This window comes from Devosia sp. FKR38 (genome assembly GCF_005222805.1).
Classification (GTDB): domain Bacteria; phylum Pseudomonadota; class Alphaproteobacteria; order Rhizobiales; family Devosiaceae; genus Devosia.
The window spans coordinates 2035927-2058012 of sequence record NZ_STGC01000005.1; the positions used below are offsets into that span (position 1 = coordinate 2035927).

The window sequence follows — 22086 nt, forward strand, 5'->3', positions numbered from 1 at the left end:
GGTCTTCATGCCTACCCTTCGCGTTACCGCCGTCCTGCCGCCCGACCATGGCCAGGGCACCCCTTTTGATGTGATCGTGCTCGAACACGACGCCCGTCGCCTGCGCCGCAAGCTGCTCGTGCTGCAGCATGGTGACGAGGTCATGGTCGATTTCCCCCAGACCGTGACCCTGGCCGACCGCAGCGCGCTCCAGCTCGAAGATGGGCGCCTCGTGGAAGTCATCGCCGCCGAGGAACTGCTCTATGAAGTGCGCGCCAGCACGCCCGAGCATCTGGTGCGCCTGGCCTGGCATATCGGCAATCGCCACACCTCCGCGCAGCTGGAGGCCGAGCGCATCCTGATCAAGCGCGACCATGTGCTCAAGACCATGCTGGAAGGCCTGGGCGCTGCCGTGGTCAATGTGTCCGAGCCCTTCAATGCCGAACACGGCGCCTATCATAGCCATGGCGACCAGGGGCACGCCCTGCTCGCCCGATGACCACCCAGTCCGATCTGCAACGCCTCCTGACCTGGCTGTCCCCCGCCTTTCCGGTGGGCGCCTTCGCCTGGTCGGCCGGGCTTGAGGCCGCCATCGCCAGCCGCGCAGTGCATGACCGTGCCAGCACAAGCCAATGGGTCGAGGGCGTCCTCGCCCATGGCAGCCTGCGCACCGACGCGATCCTCCTCGCCCAGGCCCACGCCGCCGCGCAGGACCCTGCCGAGCTGCAAGCGCTGGCCGATCTCTGCCTTGCCCTGACGCCCGCCCGCGAGCGGCATGAGGAAACCACCATCACCGGCGCCGCCTTCATCAGCGCCGCCCAGGCCTGGCCCACCCCGGTCAGTGCCAACCTGCCCCACCCCTGCCCCTATCCCATCGCCGTGGGCGCCATCGCCGCCGGCCACGCCATGGCGCTCGATGCCACGCTGCTCGCCTTCCTCACCGCCACTGTGCATGCTCAGGTCTCGGTGGCGGTGCGCCTGGTGCCCATCGGCCAGACCGATGGCCTCGCTATCATGGCCGCGCTGGAGCCCCGCATCGCCGATCTGGCGCAACAGTGTCGCACCGCCACCCGCGACGACATTGGCGCTGTTGCCTATGCCGCCGATATTGCGCAAATGTCGCACGAGACCCTGACCACGAGAATCTTCCGCTCATGAGCATGCCGATCGCCGCCTTCATGTTTGTTGCCCTATTGGCAGCCTCCATCGCCCATCTGCTCTGGTCGATCGGGCGCACCTGGCCGATCCGCAATGAAAAGCTCCTGGCCCAGACGGTCGTTGGCACGGCCGGCATCGAACATATGCCGCCCCGCATCGCCAGCTTCGGCGTTGGCCTGGCGCTGGGCATGGCGGGGGTGCTCGCCCTGGCCTTGGCCGACCATGACAGCGGCGGCATTCCGCTCGACGTTGTGGGCGTGCTGCTGGCACTGGTGTTCCTCGCCCGCGGCATCATCGGCTACACGCCCGGCTGGGCCGCCCGCACGCCCGAACCCAATTTCCGGCTCAACGACCGCCGCGTCTATTCCCCGCTCTGCCTGCTGCTCGGCGCCGGCTTTGCCGCTCTCGTCATCATGAGGTTGCTATGAAATCTGTGAACGGTCCCCTGCGCATCGGCATCGGCGGCCCCGTCGGCTCGGGCAAGACCACGCTGTGCGAAATGCTGCTCAAGGCCATGCGCGACCGCTATTCCATGGCCGTGGTCACCAATGACATCTACACCCGCGAGGACGCGCTGATCCTGGCCCGCGTGCAGGCCATTTCCGAGGATCGCATTGTGGGCGTCGAAACCGGCGGCTGCCCGCATACCGCCATCCGAGAGGATGCCTCGCTCAACCTGGCGGCCATTGATGATCTGAACCGCAAGTTCCCCGATCTCGACATCATCCTGATCGAGAGCGGCGGCGACAATCTGGCAGCAACCTTCTCGCCCGATCTGGCTGACATCACCATCTATGTCATCTCGGTCGCCCAGGGCGAAAAAATCCCCCGCAAGGGCGGCCCGGCCATTTCCCGCTCGGACCTGCTGGTCATCACCCATACCGACCTGGCCCAATATGTCGGTGCCAGCCTCGAGGTGATGGAAAGCGACACCCAGAAGGTGCGCGACGGGCGGCCCTATGTCTTCACCGATCTGCTGCGCCGCGAGAGCCTGGACCAGATCATCGCCTTCATCGAAAAGGCCGGCGGCCTCTCGAGTGCCCAGGCGGCCGAATAAGCGCTTGTGGGTGGGCGGCCTCTAGCGCTTGCCCACCATCACCACATGGCTCACCAGCCGGCCATTCTGCACATGGTGCAGCAACAGTCCCGGCGGATCGACAATGTCGGATGCTTTGCCATCAAGCGACAGCCGGTTGGCCCGTGTCACCGACGGCGCCATGCTGGCCGGTATGTTGCCCAGCCGGGCGAACATCGGCCGGTGCACATGCCCGCAGGTGATGCCCAGCACGCGCCCGCCGGCCCCGGCCAGCACACGGCCCAACCCCTCGGCGCCGCGGCAGCGGTTCTGGTCCTTGCCGTCGATGCCGCACAGAAACGGGTGCTGATGCTGAAACACCAGCACGGGTAGCCCATCCCGCTCCAGCTCCGCCGCCAGCCAATCCAGCGCCGGCGTCGCATCGCCATGGTGATGGCCGGCCAAGGTGACATCGAGCCCGATCAGCTTGAGTGCCCCGCCGACCACGCCCATGCTGTGCAGCGGCCGCGTCGCCGTCCAGCCCATGTCGGGGCCGAACACGTCCGCTAGCCGCTCATGGTCGTCCACATTGCCCGGCACGACGCGGAACAGTGTGTCCATGTCCCGCAACCGTTTCAGGATGGCCCGATAGCTCTCGCCGAAGTCCTCCTCGGCCAGGTCACCGCTGACGATGATGGCGTCCGGTCGCATCGGTCGAAGCCAGGCCAGCACGTCGTCGAGCCGATCCAGGCGCTCTTTGCTGCCATCGGCATGGATATCGCTGAGCTGGGCAATGATCATCGCTTAAACCGCCGGTCGCACCAGGGCCACCACCGAGCGCGGCGTCAGCGTCGCCGTACCTGCCGCGATTGGCACCTGGGACAGATGGTCAGACACCAGCGCCACCGCCCAGTCGCCCTGCGGCAGATGCGCAACCACCGGTTCGTTGCGCCGGTTGAACCACACCAACACATCATCGTCCTTGTTGCGCAGATGCATGCCCAGCACCGAGGCGCCCGAGGCGCGCCAGTCGTCTTCGCGCATCTCATGCCCCTCGGGGTGCAGCCACACCACGTCGCGCACGCCGTTGCGGTCGAGCCCGGTCAGGAAATGATCATGCGTCAGCGCCGAATGCGCCTTGCGGAACTTGCTGAGCGCGGCCACGAAATCCACCAGCGCTCCATCGGCGTTTTCCCAGTCGAGCCAGGTGATCTCATTGTCCTGAGCATAGGCATTGTTGTTGCCCTGCTGGGTGCGATAGAGCTCGTCACCCTGCTGCAGCAGCGGTACGCCGCGCGACAGGAACAGCGTCGCCAGCATGGCCCGCACGTCGCGCTTGCGGGCGGCATTGATGGCTTGGTCGTCCGTCTCGCCTTCGACGCCGCAGTTCCACGACGCATTGTGATTATGGCCGTCGCGATTGTTCTCGCCATTGGCCTCATTATGCTTGTCGCTGTAGCTGACCAGGTCGCGCAGGGTGAAGCCGTCGTGCACCGCCAGCATGTTGACGCCATGGCTGGGCTTGCGCCCGGCGAAGTCGAAGATTTCTGCCGAGCCGGCCACCTTGCCCGCCAGCGCGCCGATCTTGCCGTCCTCGCCGCGCCAGAACTCGCGGATTTCGTCGCGATAGGTGTCGTTGTGTTCCTTGAATTCCTTGCCGAACTGGCCCAGCGCATAGCCGCCCGGACCCGGATCCCAGGGCTCGGCCACCAGGATGCATTGGCTCAGGATCGGATCGGCCTTGATCTTTTCGAGCATCACCGCATTGGGGTTGAACCCGGGATCGCGCCCCAGCACGGTCGCCAGGTCGAAGCGGAAGCCGGAGACGCCCATTTCCTGCACCCAGTAGCGCAGGCTGTCGATCACCAGCCGCTGCGTCGCCGGATGGTCACAGCGCAGCGTATTGCCCGTGCCCGTGTCATTGACCAGGTGCTGTTTGCCGTCCACTTCCACGAAGCGGTAATAGGTCTTGGCGTCCAGCCCCATCAGGCTGAGCATCGGCCCATTGGCGTCGCTCTCCCCGGTGTGGTTATAGACCACGTCCAGGATCACCGAGATGCCGTTCTTGCGGTACAGATCGGTCATGTTCCGCAGTTCCTGCGGCCCGCGCGGCGCCAGCCGCGGATCGATCGCCGAATAGGCCACCGGATTATAGCCCCAGGCATTGGTCAGCCCCAGCACCGGCAGATGGCCCTCATCGATCCAGGCCGCCGTCGGCATCAGCTGCAGCGTATCTACGCCGATATATTTCAGATGGTCGATCACCCGCTGCGTCGTCAGCCCGGCGATGGTGCCCCGCAGCGGCCCCTGCACGCTGGGATGGCGCATGGTGTAGCCGCGCACATTCATTTCATAGAACAGGCCGGGCGCCTTCTTGCGCGGCAACAGGTCCTCATTGCCCATGTCCCCGACAATGGCCTTGGGGATCAGCGGCGCGGTGTCCACCGCCTCGCTGCGATCCAGCCGCAGCCGGGGCGAACGCACGAACACCCGGTCGAGCCGCTTGGCATAGGGGTCGACCAGCAATTTCATCGGGTCGAAGAACAGCCCCTGGTCGGGATTGTATTCGCCGTCGGCGCGCAGGCCATAGCGCGTGCCGGCGCCCAGGCCGGCAACCAGTCCGGCCCGGATATTGTCCTGGTGCACATCCAGTTCGAACCGGTCGGTCTCCTGGTCCTGCTCGTCAAAGATGGAGACCCAGATCGCGCTCGCGCTTTCGGAATAGACCGCGAAATTGACGCCCTCTTCGGTCAGAGTGGCGCCAAGGTGCTCGATACTGCCCCCATTGGGGACCAGCATGGGTTTCATAGAGTATCCAAAATTCTCAGGTGATGACAGAAGGTTCGCTGCGTCCGGTGCGCTGCTGGATCCCGGCCAAGGTCTCCGAAAGCGCAATCAGGGGTTCGAGGGCAACCTGGGTATCCAGGTCGTGGCGACCGTCCGCTGCCTCATAGCGTTCCAGATAAAGGCGCAGCGTCGCCCCCACTGTCCCCGTGCCCGACAGGCGCAGCACGATGCGCGACCCGTCCGTGAAGCCGATCCGCACACCCTGCTTGGCGCTGGTCGAACCGTCCACCGGGTCATGATAGGTGAAATCGTCGGCATAGGCGACCTGCAAATCCTCGCCGAAGCTCTTGCCCGGCAGCGACGGCAGTTGTGCCCGCAGGTCATCCACCAGCTTGCCGGCGATAGCAGCATCGACCTCTTCATAGTCGTGGCGCGTATAATAGTTGCGGCCATAGGTGGCCCAATGCTCGCGCACGATGGCGTCCACGCCCTGCTTGCGCACAGCCAGGATATTGAGCCACAGCAGCACGGCCCAGAGGCCATCCTTTTCCCGCACATGGTTCGAACCCGTGCCGGCGCTCTCCTCGCCGCAGATCGTCACCCGGCCCGCGTCAAGCAGATTGCCGAAGAACTTCCAGCCCGTGGGCGTCTCGTGCATCTCGATGCCGAGCTTTTCCGCCACGCGGTCGGCCGCGGCGCTGGTCGGCATCGAGCGGGCAATGCCGGCAATGCCGCGCTTATAGGCCGGCGCCAGATGCGCATTGGCCGCCAGCAGGGCCAGCGAATCCGACGGCGTCACGAAGCGGTTCTTGCCGATGATCAGATTGCGGTCGCCATCGCCATCCGAGGCGGCGCCGAAATCGGGTCCCTCGGGTGTCATCAGCAGGTCGAACATGTCCTTGCAATAGACCAAGTTTGGATCGGGATGCCCCGCGCCGAAATCGGGCAGCGGCACGCCATTGCGCACCGTGCCCTTGGGCGCCCCCAGCATGCCTTCCAGGATCGCATGGGCATATGGGCCGGTGATGGCATGCATGGCGTCGAACATCATGGTGAAGCCCGAGGCGAACAGGCCCCGGATCGCCGGGAAGTCGAACAGGCTTTCCATCAGCGCCGCATAGTCGGCCACCGGGTCGATCACCTCGACCACCATGTCGCCAGACTTTTGCGTGCCGATACGATCGAGCGCCACATCGGGCGCGTCGATCGTCTTGTAGCTATCGATCACCTTGGTGCGGGCATAGACCGCGTCGGTGATCTTCTCGGGCGCCGGCCCGCCATTGCCCACATTGTATTTGATGCCGAAATCGCCATCCGGACCGCCCGGATTGTGGCTCGCCGACAGCACCAGCCCGCCATAGGCCTTGTAGTGGCGGATCACATGGCTGGCCGCCGGCGTCGACAGCAGCCCGTTCTGCCCCACCAGCACCCGGCCAAAGCCATTGGCCGCCGCCAGGCGGATCGCCTTCTGGATCGCCACATCATTGTAGAAGCGCCCGTCGCCGCCGATCACCAGCGTCTGGCCGGCGAAACCGTCCAGGCTGTCAAAGATCGCCTGCACATAGTTTTCGACATAGTTCGGCTGCTGATAGACGCTCACGCGCTTGCGCAGGCCCGAGGTGCCCGGCTTCTGGTCAGCATAGGGAGTGGTCTTAATTGTCTGGATTGTCATTGCTGTCGAGCCCGCTGATTTTGGCGTAGAGGTCGGCATAACGCGCCGCACTGGTTTCCCAGGACACGTCCGACTTCATTCCCCGCCGCTGGATTTTCTTCCAGACCTTGTCGTCATTGTAGAGCCGCACGGTCTTGCGGATGGCTTCATAAAGCGCCTGCGCGCTATTGGGGTCGAACACGATCCCCGTGGCCACCTCGGCCGCCAGCGCCGCCGGATTGGCATCGATCACCGTATCGGCCAGCCCGCCGATGCGGCTCACCACCGGCACGCAGCCATAGCGCAGTCCATAGAGCTGGGTCAGCCCGCAGGGCTCAAAGCGCGACGGGATCAGGATCGCGTCACACCCGCCCTGCATCAGATGCGAGAGTGCCTCATTGTAGCCGCTGGCCATGCTGACCTTGCCGGGATGCAGCATCGCCTGGTGGCGGAAACCATCCTCGAGATAGGCCTCGCCCGACCCCAGCACGGCCAGCCGCCCGCCCAGGTCCACCAGACCCGGGATCACCTGCAGCAACAGGTCCATGCCCTTCTGGTCGGTCAGCCGGCTGATCACGCAGAACAGCGGGCCATCGGCGCCATCGAGGCCAAATTTCTCCACCAGCGCCTGCTTGTTGGTCTGACGCAGATTGATCGTATTGGCCGAGAAATTCTGCACCAGCGCCTTGTCGATCGTCGGGTCCCAGGCATCGGTATCAATGCCGTTGAGCACGCCGCTCACCGTATCGGCACGGCCATTGAGCAGGCCTTCGAGCCCCATGCCAAACTGCGGCGTGCGGATTTCGTCGGCATAATTGGGGCTGACGGTCGTCACATAATCCGCGCATTCCATGCCGGCCTTGAGGAACGACACGCCGCCGTAATACTCCACCCCGCCCACGCCGAACGCCGCCGGCGGCAGCCGCAGCTGGCCAAACACCTCGGCGTTGAAAAAGCCTTTGAACGCCATGTTGTGGATGGTCATCACGGTCTTGACCGTATTGGGCGGACCGAACTTCAGATAAGCCGGCGCCAGCCCCGCCTGCCAGTCGTGGCAGTGGATCACCTGCGGGTGGTAGCCATAGACCATGCCGAGCGCCAGCTCCGCTGCCACCCAGCCGAGCGCCGCAAAGCGCTTCCAATTGTCTGGCCAGTCCCAGCCATCGGGGCTGACATAGGGATTGCCCGGGCGGTCATAGAGCGCCGGGGCCTCGATGACGATGACATCAAGCCCCTCCACACGCGCCGCGATCAGCTTGGCCGGCACGCCGAACAGATCGTCCAGCTCCTTGACCACGCGGCCGCCGCTGAGCTTGGCCATCACCGAAGGATAGCCGGGCACCAGCGTGCGCATGGTCACGCCATGGCTCGCCAATGCCCCAGGCAGGGCGCCCGCCACATCGGCGAGCCCCCCGGTTTTGATCAGTGGATAGACCTCGGATGCGACCGAGAGAACTTCGATCATCGTCCCGCCAGATATTTGTTGACCATCGCCTGCGTCACCAGGGTGACGCCCTCATCGCTGCGGCGGAACCACTTGGCGTCGAACTCGGGGTCCTCGCCCACCACCAGCCCCTCGGGGATGTTGACGCCGCGGTCGATCACCACCTTGGTCAGCCGCGCATTGCGCCCGATATCGCAATAGGGCAGCACCACCGCCTCGTTGAGCACCGAATAGGAATGCACGCGTGAACCCGTGGACAGCAGCGTCTTCTGCAGATGCCCGCCCGAGACGATACAGTCGCCCGAGACCAGCGAATTGACCGCCGAGCCGCGCCGACCGTCGAAATCATGCACGAACTTGGCAGGCGGGGTGATTTCCGCATAGGTCCAGATCGGCCAGTCGCGGTCATAAAGATCGAGCTGCGGCTTGATGTCGGTCAGGTCGATCGAGGCCTTCCAATAGGCGTCGATCGTGCCGACGTCGCGCCAGTAGCTGACCTCTTCATTGCTCGAGCGCACGCAGGAGCGCGGGAAGCGATGCGCCCAGGCCGTGCCGTTCTTGACGATATAGGGAATGATGTCCTTGCCGAAGTCGCGGCTGGAGCCTTCGGTGGCGGCGTCGCGACGCAGCTGTTCCATCAAAAAGCGCGTCTCGAACACATAGATGCCCATCGAGGCCAGCGCCATGTCCGGCTTGTCGGGCATGCCCGGCGGATCCTTGGGCTTCTCGACGAAATTGACCACGCGGTCGCGCCCGTCCACATGCATCACGCCAAAGCCGGTGGCTTCCATGCGCGGCACTTCCAGGCAGCCGATGGTCACATCGGCCCCGGTGTCCACATGCTGGCGCAGCATGATTTCATAGTCCATCTTGTAGATATGGTCGCCCGCCAGGATCACGATATAGCGCGCGCCCGAATCCTCGATGATGTCCATGTTCTGGTACACAGCGTCCGCCGTGCCGGCATACCACATGTCTTCGCGCACCCGCTGGCTGGCCGGCAGCACGTCAAAGCTCTCATTGCGCTCCGGCCGCAGGAAGTTCCAGCCGCGCGACAGATGCCGGATCAGGCTGTGCGCCTGATACTGCGTCGCCACCGAAATGCGGCGAATGCCCGAATTGATGGCATTGCTCAGCGCGAAGTCGATGATGCGCGACTTGCCGCCGAAATACACGGCCGGCTTGGCGCGCCGGTCCGTCAGCTCCATCAGTCGCGTACCGCGCCCCCCGGCCAGCACATAAGCCATGGCCTCGCGGGCCAGCGGTGATGGTACTCTGTAGTCTGCCATTCTTCTAACCCTCCACTAGTGCCCGGTTCCCGGGACGTATCCTGACCCGTCGGTTCACGCCGGTTCGAACTTGAGAAACAATGTCGACAGCGGCGGCAGATAGAGTTCCGCCTCCGCCGGCCAATGCCGTCCCTCAACGGCATAGGCGGTTACCGCACCCTGGTTGCCGGTGTTGGACCCGGCATACCATTCGGCGTCAGTATTGATACGTTCGACCCATTTTCCGGCCAGCGGCATGGGTATCTTGTAGCCAGACCGTGGCACCGGTGTGAAATTGCTCACCACCAGGATCGGCGCATGGCCCGGCGCCTTGCGCAGCCAGGCAAACACCGAATTGCCGTGGTCATTGCCGATCACCCACTCAAAGCCGTCCGGCTCACAATCGCGCTCATGCAGCGCCGGCAGCTCGCGATAGGCCAGATTGAGGTCGGCGATCAGCCGCCGCACGCCCTCGTGCATGCCCGCGTCGAGCAGATGCCAGTCCAGCGCCCGTCCATCGGCCCATTCCTCGCGCTGGGCGAATTCCTGGCCCATGAACAGCAGCTTCTTGCCCGGGTGGCCCCACATGAAGGCGTAATAGGCCCGCAGATTGGCGAACTTCTGCCAGTCGTCGCCCGGCATCTTTTCAAGCATCGAGCCCTTGCCATGCACCACTTCGTCGTGGCTGAGCGGCAGCACGAAATTCTCGCTGAAGGCATAGACCGACCCGAAGGTCATGTCGTTGTGGTGGAACTTGCGATGCACCGGCTCGCGGCTCATGAAGCGCAGCGTGTCGTTCATGAAGCCCATGTTCCACTTGAACCCGAACCCCAGCCCGCCCACGTCGACCGGCTTGCTGACCCCCGGCCAGGAGGTGCTTTCCTCGGCGATCATGAACGTGCCCGGATGCAGCCGATAGGTCTCGGTATTGACCCGCTTGAGGAAGTCGACGGCCTCCAGGTTCTCGTTGCCGCCGAATTTGTTGGGCACCCACTGCCCGCTCTGGCGCGAGTAATCGAGGTACAGCATGGACGCCACGGCATCCACGCGCAGCCCGTCGATGTGGAACTTCTCCAGCCAATAGAGCGCATTGTTGACCAGGAAGCTCACCACTTCGCGGCGGCCGAAATTATAGATCGCCGTGTTCCAGTCCGGATGGAACCCCTGGCGCGGATCGGCATGTTCGTAGAGCGCCGTGCCGTCGAAATGCGCCAGCCCATGCGCATCGGTGGGGAAATGCGCCGGCACCCAGTCCAGGATCACCCCCAGCCCGGCCTCATGCGCCGCGTTGACGAAGCGGGCAAAGCCGGCGGGATCGCCAAAGCGCGCCGTGGGGGAATACATGCCCGTCGGCTGGTAGCCCCAGCTCGGATCATAGGGATGCTCGGTAATCGGCAACAGCTCGATATGGGTGTAGCCCATGTCGGCCGCATAGGGCACCAGCTGCTCGGCGAGCTGGTCATAGCTCATGAAGCCGCCATCGGGCCGCTTGCGCCAGCTGCCCAGGTGAACCTCATAGATCGACATCGGCGTCCGCCGCCAGTCGTGGCTGGCGCGCTCTTCGATATAACGGCTGTCCGTCCAGGTGAACGCCGTCGGGTCCGGCACCACCGATGCCGTCTTGGGCCGCATTTCCGACTGGCGGGCAAAGGGGTCCGCCTTGAGTGGCTGCGTCACCCCGTCAGCGCCAACAATCTCGAACTTGTAGAGCGTCCCCGTGCCCAGCACCGGGATGAACACTTCCCAGATGCCGTTCTCGAAGCGGTTGCGCATCGGATGGCGCCGCCCGTCCCACTCGTTGAAAGGGCCGACCACGCTTACGCGCTTGGCATTGGGGGCCCAGACGGCAAAATGGGTGCCATGGATGCCCTCGAATTCCATTTCATGGGCGCCCAGCTTGTCGAACAGCCGGAGATGGCTGCCCTCGCCGATGTAATAGTCGTCCATCGGCCCCAACACAGGCCCGAAGGAATAGGGGTCATAGACATCCCATTCCCCGCCGGCATTCTTGGCGCGATAGCGGATCGGCTGCCGTGCCGAAATGCTCACCTTGCCTTCAAAGAACCCGGCGGCATGCCGCGGAATCAGGTGGCCCAGCTCGGCGCCGTCCAGCGTATAGGCGGTCACCAGCTCGGCATGCGGAATGAACGCCCGCAGCACCCAGTGCTCGCCAACCTGCTGCAGTCCCAGAAAGGCGAACGGATTGGCGTGCCGGCCTTCGACGACCGCCTCAACGTCCTGCGAATCGGCCTGCCAGACTTCTTTGTTCACGCCTGCTCTCCCCGGGCGCATTGCGTTGCGCCGTCCCGTCGAAAATCCAAAGGCCCGGCGGGTCTGACTATTGCTGTCAGCTTGGCCCCGCCATGGCCACTCATGTGGTTGGCACCGTGACTCCCCAGATGTCCTGGGCATACTGGGCGATCGTCCGGTCGGACGAGAAGAAGCCCACGCGCGCAGTGTTACGGATGGCCATGGCGTTCCAGCGGGCCTTGTCCAGCCAGATCTCGTCCACCTGGGCCTGCGCTGCTGCATAGGCGTCGAAGTCGCGCGCCACCATGAACCAGTCGTGCTCGCGCAGGCCGCCGATCAGGTCGCGATAGCGGCCCGGGTCATCGGGCGAGAACACGCCGCTGGCGATCGACTCCAGCGCCTCGTTCAGCCGGGGCGAAGCCGCAATGGTTGCAGCCGGCTTGTCGCCGCTACTGCGCTTCTCGCCGACCTCTTCGGTGCTCAATCCGAAGATGACGATATTGTCCGCACCCACTTCCTTGTGCATTTCCACATTGGCGCCATCCATGGTGCCAATGGTGATGGCGCCATTGGCCATGAACTTCATGTTGCCCGTGCCTGAGGCTTCCATGCCCGCCGTCGAGATCTGTTCGCTCAGATCGGCCGCAGGCACGATCACTTCGGCCAGGCTCACATTGTAATTGGGCAGGAACACCACCTTGAGCAGGCCGCGCACCGCCGGATCATTGTTGATCACCTTGGCCACGTCATTGATCAGCTTGATGATCAGCTTGGCGTTCCAATAGCCCGGCGCTGCCTTGCCGGCGAAAATCTTGACGCGCGGCACCCAGTCGCGCTCGGGATGCGCGCGGATCTCGTCATACAGCGCCACCGCCTGGATGACGTTGAGCAGCTGCCGCTTGTATTCGTGGATGCGCTTGATCTGCACGTCGAACAGCGCATCGGGCGACACCACGATATTGAGCCGGTCCTTGATCAGCTTGGCCAGCCGGCGCTTGTTCTCCAGCTTCACCTCAGCAAACTGCCCCTGGAATGTCGGGTCCTCGGCATGGGCATTGAGCCCCTGCAGCAGGTCGATATTGTCGAGAAAGTCTGGACCGATGCGGTCAGTGATCAGCTTGGTCAGGCCCGGATTGCACTGCATCAGCCAGCGCCGTGGCGTAATGCCATTGGTCTTGTTGTTGATGCGGTCCGGATAGAGCTTGTGCAGGTCCGAGAACACCGTCTGCTTCATCAGCTCGGTATGCAGCGCCGAAACGCCATTGATCGAGTGCGAGCCCACAAAGGCCAGCTGGCCCATGCGCACGCGGCGGCCGCCGGCCTCGTCGATCAGCGACACATTGGCGATCTGGGCATCGTTGAACTTGGCCCGCTGCCGCGCATCGGTCAGCACATCGGCGTTGATCTGGTAGATGATCTGCATATGGCGCGGCAGCAGCCGCTCCAGCAGGGCCACCGGCCAGCTTTCCAGCGCCTCGGGCAGCAGCGTGTGGTTGGTATAGCCGAAGGTGCCACGGCACAGCTTCCAGGCCTGGGCCCATTTCATCCCGTTGATATCGACCAGGATGCGCATCAACTCGGCAATCGAAATAGCCGGATGCGTATCATTGAGCTGGATGGCCACCTTGTCGGGCAGCGAGCCCAGATCGCCATACTGCTGCAGATGACGCCGCACGATGTCCTGCAGTGAAGCGGAGGAGAAGAAGAACTCCTGACGCAGCCGCAGCTCCTGCCCCGCAGCCGTCGAATCGGCCGGATAGAGCACGCGCGTGATCGCCTCGGCCCGCGCGCTTTCCTGCAGCGCGCCGATATGGTCACCGGCATTGAACTTGTCGAGCAGGATCGGGTCGATCGGCTGCGCGCTCCACAGCCGCAGCGTGTTCACCCGCGCGCCGCGCCAGCCCACGATCGGGGTGTCATAGGCCACGGCCAGCAGATGGTCATTGGGACGCCACTCCTGCCGCACCGTGCCATCGGGATCGGTCACCGGCTCGACATGCCCGCCGAAGCCGACTTCGTACGCACTCTCGCGGCGCTCGAACTCCCAGGGATTGCCATGCGCCAGCCAGTCTTCGGGCAGTTCAACCTGCCAGCCTTCGCTCATTTCCTGGCGGAACAGGCCATGCACATAGCGGATGCCATAGCCATAGGCCGGGATCTTGATCGAGGACATCGATTCCAGAAAGCACGCCGCCAGACGCCCGAGGCCGCCATTGCCCAGCGCCGCATCGGGCTCCAGGTTGATCAGATCGCCCAGGTCGACATTGAGATTCTTGAGCGCGTCGCGCACCGGTTCGATCAGCCCGACATTGCTCATGGCGTCGCGCATGAGCCGGCCGATCAGGAACTCGAGGCTCAGGTAATAGACCCGCTTGTTCGATGTCCGCCACGTCTCGCGCGAGGACTCCATCCAGCGGTCCATCACGCGGTCGCGCACCGCCATGATCGTTGCCGCCAGCCAGTCGTGCGGCCGTGCGACAATGGGATCCTTGCCGACCGAATAGATCAGCCTTTCAAGGATTTCAGACTGAATGGCTTCAACTGAGGTGGCGCGCGGTTCCGGCGTAGGGGCGTCGTAAACGATCGGCTTTTGCGGCATTTCGCAATCCAGATTTCATGACGATGTTATCCCCTCAGATAATGCAGTCTTGCACTTAATTTCGGCAGGGGAAAGCCCTCTTGCGCATGCCCGATCCTAGGCCGGCGGTGCCGACTGCGTACTCTTGGCCACTTCCTCCTCGACGGCCTCTTCAGCAATATCGACGCCGCCCTCGCGCGCCTGCTCGGCGGCGTTCTTGAGCAGCAGGTTGCGCGCCGCATCCACTGCGCTCACGTCATCCATCAGCTGCATCTTGAAGCGCTGCGCATCGCGGTCGCGCACGCCCTCGATGGTCTGGGCCACCTCGTCCTCGCTGGCGCCAAGCTCGCGGATGGCCTGTGCACCGAAGGTCAGCGCAGATTCGAACATCTCGCGCAGCTGATAGTCCACCCCGACCTTGATCAGCTCGATGGCATGCACGCGGTCAAAGGCGCGCGCCATGACCTTGACCAGCGGGAACTCGTCGCGGAACAGCTCGGCGATCATGGTGGCGGCGGCCTTGTCGTTGACGCAGATCAGCACCAGGTCGACATTGCCAGCACCTGCCGCATGCAGGATGTCCAGCCGGGTGCCATCGCCATAATAGACCTTGAAGCCGAACTGGGCCGCCGCCCGGATCATGTCGGTGTCATTGTCGATGATCGACAGCCGGTGTCCCTGGCCCAAGAGGGTCTGCGTTGCGATCTGCCCGAACCGCCCGAAGCCGATCACCAGGATGCGCTCATGCAACCCCGTGACCGTCTCGATGCCATCCATGGACTGTTCAGCCTGGGGCATCAGGCGCCGCATCCCGATCAGCAGGAACGGCGTTAGCACCATCGAGACGATCACCGTGGCAGTGAACACCGCATTGGTCGGTCCGTCGATAATCCCGGCCGCGGCCGCAGTGGTATAGAGCACGAAGGCGAATTCGCCGCCCTGCCCCATCAGCACCGCCCGCTCCAGCGCCTCGGCATGGCTCGCGCGCAGCGCCCGGGCAATCGCATAGATCGCCAAGGCCTTGACCGCCATATAGGCCACCACGCTCAGCGCGATGATCTGCCAGCTGCCCAACACCGTGTCCAGGTTGAGCGACATGCCCACGGCGAGGAAGAACAGCCCCAAGAGGATGCCGCGGAACGGCTCCACATCGGCTTCCAGCTGATGCCGGAAGGTCGAGGTCGACAGCAGCACGCCGGCCAGGAACGCGCCCATGGCCATCGACAGGCCCACCGCATGGAACAGCAGCGCCGCCCCCAGCACCACCAGCAGCGCTGCTGCGGTCATCACCTCGCGCAGCTTGGCCGAAGCCAAAACGGCAAAGAACGGGTTCATGATGCGCTGGCCGAGGAATATCAGCAGCGCCACCACCCCGATGGGCAGCGCAATGCCGACCAGCCGCGTCGTCAGCGCCACCTCGCCGCCCGTTGAAGGCGCGAGAAAGGCAACCACGGCCAGAAGCGGCACGATGGCGAGATCCTCCAGCAGCAGGATCGAGACGATGCGCTGGCCGCTCTCGCTGCTCAGCTCGCCCCGTTCACCCAGGATCTGCATGACGATAGCCGTCGAGGTCAGCACAAAGCCCATGCCGAAGATGAAGGCCACCGCCGGCGCAAAGCCCAGCAGCACGCCCACCCCGGTCAGCAGCAGGCCGCATACGGCGACCTGCAGCACGCCCAGCCCGAAGATCTGCTTGCGCAGCGCCCACAGGCGCGATGGCTCCATTTCGAGCCCGATGATGAACAGGAACATCACCACGCCCAGCTCGGCCGTGGTCAGCACTGATTCCGGGTCATTGATCAGCCCGATGCCCGAGGGCCCCAGCAACAGCCCGGCGGCGAGATAGCCCAGCACCGAGCCCAGGCCCAGCCGCTTGAACAGCGGCACGCCGATCACCGCGGCGCCCAGCAGCGCCACCACCGGGATCAGGTCAACGCCATGCGCAGCTGCCTCTGCTGCGTGTCCGACTACATCACCTGCCACAAACAGCCCCCGGTTCGAATCCGCCAGGACTGTCCGCGAAAGCGGCGCGCCTCGTCAAGCCGGGCGCCGGCATGGGAGCCCTACCGCGAGGTCTCCACCCCGCTCGGCGCCGTGCCCTCGGGCGGCTCGAAGCGTTCGTCCTTGCGCTTGCCGTTGTCCGTCCCGGCCTCCTCGGACTGCTCGCGAATGGCCTGAGCGGCATTGGCCAGCAATTCCTCGCGCGCCGTCATGCGCGCCGTACGCCGCACGGGCTTGTTGGGCACCAGCGGCTTTCTGGGCAGCAGATGTTCGAGGATAGAGGTCACGACCAGTAGCGTCGGCACCGCCACCAGCCCGCCCACCGGCCCCCAGGCCCACAGCCAATAGGTGATGGACAGGAAGATGACGAAGGGGTTGAGCGTCATTGTCCGCCCGATCAGATGTGGCGTCAGCACCTGGCCTTCGATGAAATTGATGGCCAGGTAGCACCCTGCCGGCAGCAGGATGCTCTCCAGCCCCGTCTGCGTGCCCAGCCCCACCGACAGCAGCACCAGCAGCATCACGCCCTGGCCGACATAGGGGATATAGTTGAGCACAGCCGCCATGGCGCCCCACAGCAGGGGCGTCGGCATGCCGATGATCCACATCACCAGCGACACCGCTGCGCCCACGCACAGATTGATCAGCGAAATCGACAGCAGAAAACGGCTGACCCGATTCTCCACATCGCGGAATACATGCGCCGTGCGCCAGCGCACCCGTCGGCTCACGCACAGCGACAGCACCGAGATGCGAATATGCTCGCGCGTGGCGACATAGAAATAAAGGCTCGCCAGGAAGATCAGCATCTGCGCCAGGATGGCCGGCGCGATCATCGCTACGCCCATCACCTGCCCGCCGTCTTCAACCGTCACAGCCATGGCATTGCTATTGGCAAAGATCGAGGCGATCTGCTCCTGGAAGGCGCCCAGCGCCTCGATCGAGCCCTGCAGATTGATCAGTTGCTGCTGCAGCTTGTCCCAGATCAGCGGCGCCCGTGCCACCCATTCCGACAGCGGCACGGCAAACAGCGCCATGCCGCCCCCGATCAGGCACAGCAGCATCAGCACTACCACGCCGGCCGACAGCGCCGGCGGCACGCCGAAGCGCTCCACGCGATCAGCGACCGGCCCGAACATCAGGCCCACCACAATGGCCAGCGTAATGGGGGCCAGGAAAACCTCGCCCACCTTGAGTGCCACCAGCAAAGCCAGAAAGCCCACCAGCACCGTCGCCATGCGGGCCGCCGTCGCGGTGATCCGCTCGAACTGGCTCTCGCTCATATCCTTGGGGTTCGGCGCAGGGGGAGTACGGGCCATTGCGGTTCCTGTTGTCGATTGGGCCCCTATCGCAAACGATTGCGGCGCCCAAATGTCTCACTGCGAAATCGCCGTTGCGTGTCGACCGTATCAAAGCCTTTCGATAGTGTCGCGCCAAGATCAACACCCAGCCGAGTCACCTATGGCACGCAAGATTATTATCGATACCGATCCCGGGCAGGACGACGCCGTCGCCATTCTGCTGGCGCTGGCCTCCCCCGCAGAACTCGAGGTCCTGGGCATTGTGGCCGTCGCCGGCAATGTCGGCCTCGAGCACAATGCCACCAATGCCCGCAAGGTGGTTGAACTGGCCGGTCGGCCGGACATTCCGGTCTATGCCGGCTGCTCGCGTCCCATGCGCCGCCATCTGGTCACTGCCGAACATGTGCATGGTCCCACCGGCCTTGACGGCCCCGACCTGCCCGAGCCCTCCATCGCCCTCCAGCCCCAGCATGGCGTCGACTATATCATCGATACCATCATGGCGGCTGAACCGGGCACCATTACCCTGTGCACCCTGGGTCCGCTGACCAATATCGGCATGGCCCTGGTCAAGCAGCCCGCCATTGCCGAGCGCATCGCCGAGATCGTCATGATGGGCGGCGCCTATTTCGAGGTCGGCAACATCACCCCAGCGGCCGAATTCAACATCTATGTTGATCCCGAGGCGGCCGACGTGGTCATGCGCAGCGGTGTGCCGATCACCATCCTGCCGCTCGATGTCACGCACCAGATCCAGTCGACGCCCGAACGCCTCGCCGCCATCCGTGGCCTGGGCAACAAGTCGGGCAAGGCCGTCTATGACATGCTGACGTTCTCGGAGACCTTCGATCTGGCCAAGTATGGCTGGTCCGGCGCCCCGCTGCATGATCCCACCGTCATCGCCTACTTGCTGCAGCCCGAGCTCTTCGAGGGTCGCCACTGCAACGTGGTCATCGAGACGGCGAGCGAGCTGACCATCGGCATGACCGTGGTGGACTATTGGCATGTCACCGGCCGCGTCCGCAACGCCACCTATCTGCGCAATGGCAATGCCGACGGCTTCTTCAAGCTGCTCACCGAGCGGCTCGCCCGCCTGCCCTGATCCGATTGCCCGCCGCGCGCGGGCAATTGCCCTCTTTCCGTGTCCGGCGTAGTGTCCGCCACCTTCTTCAGGCGGACACCATGGACCCGATCACCCTCACCACTTTCACCATTGCCTATGCCATTGCCGTTCTGGTGCCGGGCCCCGGCGTCGCGGCAGTGGTGGCCCGCGCTCTGGGCGGCGGCTTCAAGGGCGCCTTCCCCATGGTGCTGGGCATTCTGGCCGGCGATCTTGTCTATTTCGTCTTTGCCGTCTTCGGCCTTGCCGCCATCGCCACCTGGTTTGGCGCGGTCTTTGTCGTGGTCCGCTGGGCCGGTGCGGCCTATCTGCTTTATATCGCCTACAGGTTCTGGACGGCCCGCCCCGGCGCCGAACAGATGAAGCCCAGAAACGAAGACGCCTTCAAGACCTTCCTCGCCGGCTTTTCGCTGACCCTGGGCAATCCCAAGACCATCGTCTTCTACCTCGCCATCCTGCCCACCGTCATTCCGCTCGACCAGATGAATGCCGTCGCCTTCACCGAGCTGACCATTATCGTGGTCACCGTGCTGCTCATCATCGGCTGCGGCTATGCCTGGCTGGCCTCGGCGGCGCGCGAGATGTTCCGCAGCGAAAAGGCCCTCGGCCGCCTCAACAAGACCGCCGGCGCCATGATGGCCACCGCCGCCGGCCTGGTGCTGTTCCAGCACTGAGCCCGGCAAAAAGCCCGGCGCAGCATGCTGCACCGGGCCTGGGTCGTCTTGCTATCGATCGCCTAGATAGCCTTCTCGGTCGCCGGATCGAACAGATGCACCTGGTTTGGCGCAATGCTCACCCCGATGGTGTCGCCCGGCCGCACCGTGGTGCGCCGCGTCTCCACCACCGTCATCTCCGGCTCTGTGCTGGTGGTGACAAAGGTCATCGACCCCGTTGATTCCACCACCGCTACCGGCAGGCGCAGCGTTGCCTGTTCCGGCTCGCCGATCACCAGATGCTCTGGGCGCAGGCCCACCAGCACCTTGCGGCCCGGCTCCTGGTGCCTGGCCAGCGGCAGCGACAGGCTCTGGGCGATCTCGAGCGCCACGGTCATGCCGTCCGGACCGATCGTGCCCGGCACGAAGTTCATCGCCGGCGAACCGATAAAGCCCGCCACGAACTTGCTCACGGGCCGGTCATAGAGCTCAAGCGGCGAGCCCTGCTGCTCGATCACGCCATCGCGCATCACCACCACATGGTCGGCCATGGTCATGGCCTCGATCTGGTCGTGCGTCACATAGACCGAGGTCGCGCCCAGCCGGTCATGCAGCGCGCGGATTTCCTTGCGCATATGCACGCGCAGCGCCGCATCCAGGTTCGACAGCGGTTCGTCGAACAGGAAGGCCTTGGGGTTGCGGATAATGGCACGGCCCATGGCCACGCGCTGCCGCTGCCCGCCCGAGAGCTCGCGCGGGTAGCGCTTGAGCAGAGCCGACAGCCCCGTCGTCGCCGCGACTTCGGCCGCCTTCACCTTGGCTTCCGCCTTGCCCACGCCATGCAGCCGCAGCGAATAGGTGAGGTTTTCCTCCACCGTCATATGCGGATAGAGCGCATAGCTCTGGAACACCATGGCCACGTCGCGCTTGCGTGGCGGCACGCCATTCATGGTCTGCCCGGCGATCTTGAGCGTGCCCGAGGTGATAGTCTCGAGCCCGGCGATGGACCGCAGCAGCGTGGACTTGCCACAGCCCGACGGCCCCACCAGCGCCACGAAGCTTCCCTTCTCGATGCTCAGGCTCACGTCCTTGAGGGCGTGGAAGGCACCATAGTGCTTGTCGATATTGCTCAGTTCTATCTGGGCACTCATTTGAGGGCTCCCGAAGTAAGGCCGGAAACGATACGGCGCTGCAGAAGGACGAAGACAGCCAGGATCGGGGTCACATAGATCGCCGAATAGGCCATGATGGAATTCCAGTCGCTCGAATTGGGGCCCAGGAAGCCGGAGAGGCCCACGCTGGCCGGCTGCATCGCGCCGTTCTGGATGATCGACTTGGAGTAGATATATTCGCCGAATGAACTCATGAAAGTCAGGATCGCGCAGACCAGGATGCCGTTGCGGGCCAGCGGCAGCACGATGTTGAAGAAGGCGCCGATGCGGGAATTGCCATCCACCAGGGCGGCTTCTTCCAGTTCGCGCGGCACACTCATGAAAGTGGCCCGCACCAGAACCACAAAGAACGGCATGGCTTTGGCCGCCGCCGCCAGCACAACGGCTGTCCGCGGATAGTTGAGCAGGCCCAGCTGGTTGAAGCCCACGAACAGCGGCGTGATCATCACCGATGCGGGCAGCACCTGCAGCATCAGGATCATGAACAGGCCAAAGTCGATCCAGCCGCTGCGATAGCGGGCCAGCACATAGGCGCAGCCCGTGCCCAGCAGCACCGTGATGGCGGTGACGCCCGAGGCGATCAGCACCGAGTTCCACATGAAGGTCTGCATGGTGCGGCGGAACCACACCGACGGATAGATGCTCAGGTCCGGCTCCACCGGCCAGAAGGTCGGTGGATTGGCGAAGATCTCCGAACCTGACTTCAGGCTCGTCACATACATCCAGTACAGCGGGAACAGATAGACTGCCGCCAGCGTCAACGCGATGGCCAGCAGGAACCAGGGAACATAGGGCCGGGTCATCCGCGCACCTCATGGCGGGTCGAGCGGACATAGACAACCGATGCAATCAGCACCAGCACGAACATCATCACCGAAATGGTCGCCCCCTTGGCAAAGTCATAGAGCTTGAAGCTCATCTGCCAGGCCCAGTAGCCGGCCACGTTGGACGTGTTGGCCGGTCCGCCCTCGGTCAGCGCCGGGAACAGGTCGAACTGCTGCAGCGTGCCGATCAGGCCCAGCGACAGCACTGCGCCGATGGTCGAGCGCATCATGGGCAGCGTGATGGTCCAGAAGCGCTGGAAGGCATTGGCGCCGTCCAGTTCGGCGGCCTCGTAGAGGTCGCGCGGAATGGCCGCCAGCCCCACAGAGAGCAGCAGCATGTTGAAGGCCAGGCCCAGCCAGATATTGGCGATCACCACGGCCCAGATGGAAAAATTCGGGTCCGATTTCCAAAAGATCGGCGCCTCAATGATCCCCATCGCCTTCAGGATCGTGTTGAGCACGCCAAAGTCGCCGGCCAGGATCCAGCTCCAGATCGCGCCGACCACCAGGCCCGGCATAACCCAGGACACCAGGAACAGCCCGCGGATCGTTGCCGCTCCAGGGAAGTTCTGCGCGAAGAACAGCGCCAGTGAAAAGCCGAGCACGAATTGGCCGGCCATTGAAGTAAACACAAAGATCAGCGTGTTCTTGGTCACCAGCCAGAACTCTGGCGCGTTGACCACAGCCACATAATTGGTGAGGCCCGCCAGCGGCCGGAACAGGTCACCGAGCGTGAACATGTCCACCTGCTGAAAGCTCATCAGGATGTTATAGACCAGTGGCAGTCCGGCCAGCGCCAGCAGGAAGACCATGGCGGCGCCGACCAGGATCAGGTCGAAGCCGATCCCGTCCCGCATGCTGTTGAAAAATCTGGCCATGGGCCCC

The 22086-nt window shown here is 64.1% G+C and carries 18 protein-coding genes; 6 read left to right on the forward strand and 12 right to left on the reverse strand.

Features of this window, described 5'->3' with window-relative positions; translation table 11 throughout:
- Positions 1 to 7 precede the first annotated feature (7 nt).
- Genes E8M79_RS14815 through ureG form a run of 4 tightly spaced genes read left to right on the forward strand, consistent with a single transcriptional unit; the run spans position 8 to position 2194 of the window.
- On the forward strand, positions 8 to 478 hold the full coding sequence (locus E8M79_RS14815; RefSeq protein ID WP_137152632.1) for an urease accessory protein UreE: 471 nt from the start codon (positions 8 to 10) through the stop codon (positions 476 to 478).
- A complete protein-coding gene (locus E8M79_RS14820) occupies positions 475 to 1137 on the forward strand; it encodes an urease accessory UreF family protein (protein ID WP_137152633.1) in 663 nt (220 codons plus the stop codon). Before E8M79_RS14815 ends, E8M79_RS14820 begins: the two co-directional genes overlap by 4 nt.
- Positions 1134 to 1565, forward strand: a complete 432-nt coding sequence (locus E8M79_RS14825; RefSeq protein WP_137152634.1) for a DUF3995 domain-containing protein — start codon at positions 1134 to 1136, stop codon at positions 1563 to 1565. Before E8M79_RS14820 ends, E8M79_RS14825 begins: the two co-directional genes overlap by 4 nt.
- Positions 1562 to 2194, forward strand: a complete 633-nt coding sequence (ureG, locus tag E8M79_RS14830) for an urease accessory protein UreG (protein WP_137152635.1) — start codon at positions 1562 to 1564, stop codon at positions 2192 to 2194. Before E8M79_RS14825 ends, ureG begins: the two co-directional genes overlap by 4 nt.
- A 21-nt stretch (positions 2195 to 2215) precedes the next feature.
- On the opposite strand, the gene E8M79_RS14835 is transcribed toward ureG, so the two are convergent.
- The 9 genes from E8M79_RS14835 to E8M79_RS14875 form a co-directional block, all read right to left on the reverse strand.
- Positions 2216 to 2953, reverse strand: coding sequence for a metallophosphoesterase (locus tag E8M79_RS14835; protein ID WP_137152636.1), 738 nt, complete (start codon positions 2951 to 2953; stop codon positions 2216 to 2218).
- A gap of 3 nt (positions 2954 to 2956) precedes the next feature.
- On the reverse strand, positions 2957 to 4960 hold the full coding sequence (gene glgX, locus E8M79_RS14840) for a glycogen debranching protein GlgX (protein ID WP_248305008.1): 2004 nt from the start codon (positions 4958 to 4960) through the stop codon (positions 2957 to 2959).
- Positions 4961 to 4976: 16 nt separating this feature from the next.
- A complete protein-coding gene (locus tag E8M79_RS14845; protein ID WP_137152637.1) occupies positions 4977 to 6611 on the reverse strand; it encodes an alpha-D-glucose phosphate-specific phosphoglucomutase in 1635 nt (544 codons plus the stop codon).
- The gene (gene glgA / locus E8M79_RS14850; RefSeq protein WP_205747952.1) at positions 6592 to 8052 is read right to left on the reverse strand and encodes a glycogen synthase GlgA; all 1461 of its coding nucleotides are present in this window, start codon (positions 8050 to 8052) and stop codon (positions 6592 to 6594) included. Before glgA ends, E8M79_RS14845 begins: the two co-directional genes overlap by 20 nt.
- On the reverse strand, positions 8052 to 9323 hold the full coding sequence (glgC, locus tag E8M79_RS14855) for a glucose-1-phosphate adenylyltransferase (RefSeq protein WP_137152639.1): 1272 nt from the start codon (positions 9321 to 9323) through the stop codon (positions 8052 to 8054). The genes glgA and glgC overlap by 1 nt, the downstream gene beginning before the upstream one ends.
- A 54-nt stretch (positions 9324 to 9377) precedes the next feature.
- Positions 9378 to 11573, reverse strand: a complete 2196-nt coding sequence (gene glgB, locus E8M79_RS14860; RefSeq protein ID WP_248305009.1) for a 1,4-alpha-glucan branching protein GlgB — start codon at positions 11571 to 11573, stop codon at positions 9378 to 9380.
- A gap of 100 nt (positions 11574 to 11673) precedes the next feature.
- Entirely contained in the window at positions 11674 to 14151 is a 2478-nt protein-coding gene (locus E8M79_RS14865) for a glycogen/starch/alpha-glucan phosphorylase (protein WP_137152641.1), read from the reverse strand.
- A 96-nt stretch (positions 14152 to 14247) separates the two neighbouring features.
- A complete protein-coding gene (locus tag E8M79_RS14870; RefSeq protein WP_137152642.1) occupies positions 14248 to 16113 on the reverse strand; it encodes a monovalent cation:proton antiporter-2 (CPA2) family protein in 1866 nt (621 codons plus the stop codon).
- 80 nt (positions 16114 to 16193) lie between these two features.
- Complete coding sequence (locus tag E8M79_RS14875) at positions 16194 to 17450, reverse strand: AI-2E family transporter (RefSeq protein ID WP_137152643.1); 1257 nt, start codon at positions 17448 to 17450, stop codon at positions 16194 to 16196.
- 142 nt (positions 17451 to 17592) lie between these two features.
- Here E8M79_RS14875 and E8M79_RS14880 point away from each other — a divergent pair, with 142 nt between their 5' ends.
- Both E8M79_RS14880 and E8M79_RS14885 read left to right on the forward strand, forming a co-directional pair.
- Complete coding sequence (locus tag E8M79_RS14880; RefSeq protein ID WP_137152644.1) at positions 17593 to 18534, forward strand: nucleoside hydrolase; 942 nt, start codon at positions 17593 to 17595, stop codon at positions 18532 to 18534.
- 80 nt (positions 18535 to 18614) lie between these two features.
- Complete coding sequence (locus E8M79_RS14885; protein ID WP_137152645.1) at positions 18615 to 19226, forward strand: LysE family translocator; 612 nt, start codon at positions 18615 to 18617, stop codon at positions 19224 to 19226.
- 62 nt (positions 19227 to 19288) lie between these two features.
- On the opposite strand, the gene ugpC is transcribed toward E8M79_RS14885, so the two are convergent.
- The 3 genes from ugpC to E8M79_RS14900 are packed head-to-tail and all read right to left on the reverse strand — an operon-like array spanning position 19289 to position 22079.
- Complete coding sequence (gene ugpC / locus E8M79_RS14890; RefSeq protein ID WP_137152646.1) at positions 19289 to 20356, reverse strand: sn-glycerol-3-phosphate ABC transporter ATP-binding protein UgpC; 1068 nt, start codon at positions 20354 to 20356, stop codon at positions 19289 to 19291.
- On the reverse strand, positions 20353 to 21180 hold the full coding sequence (locus tag E8M79_RS14895) for a carbohydrate ABC transporter permease (protein ID WP_137152647.1): 828 nt from the start codon (positions 21178 to 21180) through the stop codon (positions 20353 to 20355). Before E8M79_RS14895 ends, ugpC begins: the two co-directional genes overlap by 4 nt.
- Positions 21177 to 22079, reverse strand: coding sequence for a sugar ABC transporter permease (locus tag E8M79_RS14900; protein ID WP_137152648.1), 903 nt, complete (start codon positions 22077 to 22079; stop codon positions 21177 to 21179). The genes E8M79_RS14895 and E8M79_RS14900 overlap by 4 nt, the downstream gene beginning before the upstream one ends.
- Positions 22080 to 22086: the final 7 nt, after the last annotated feature.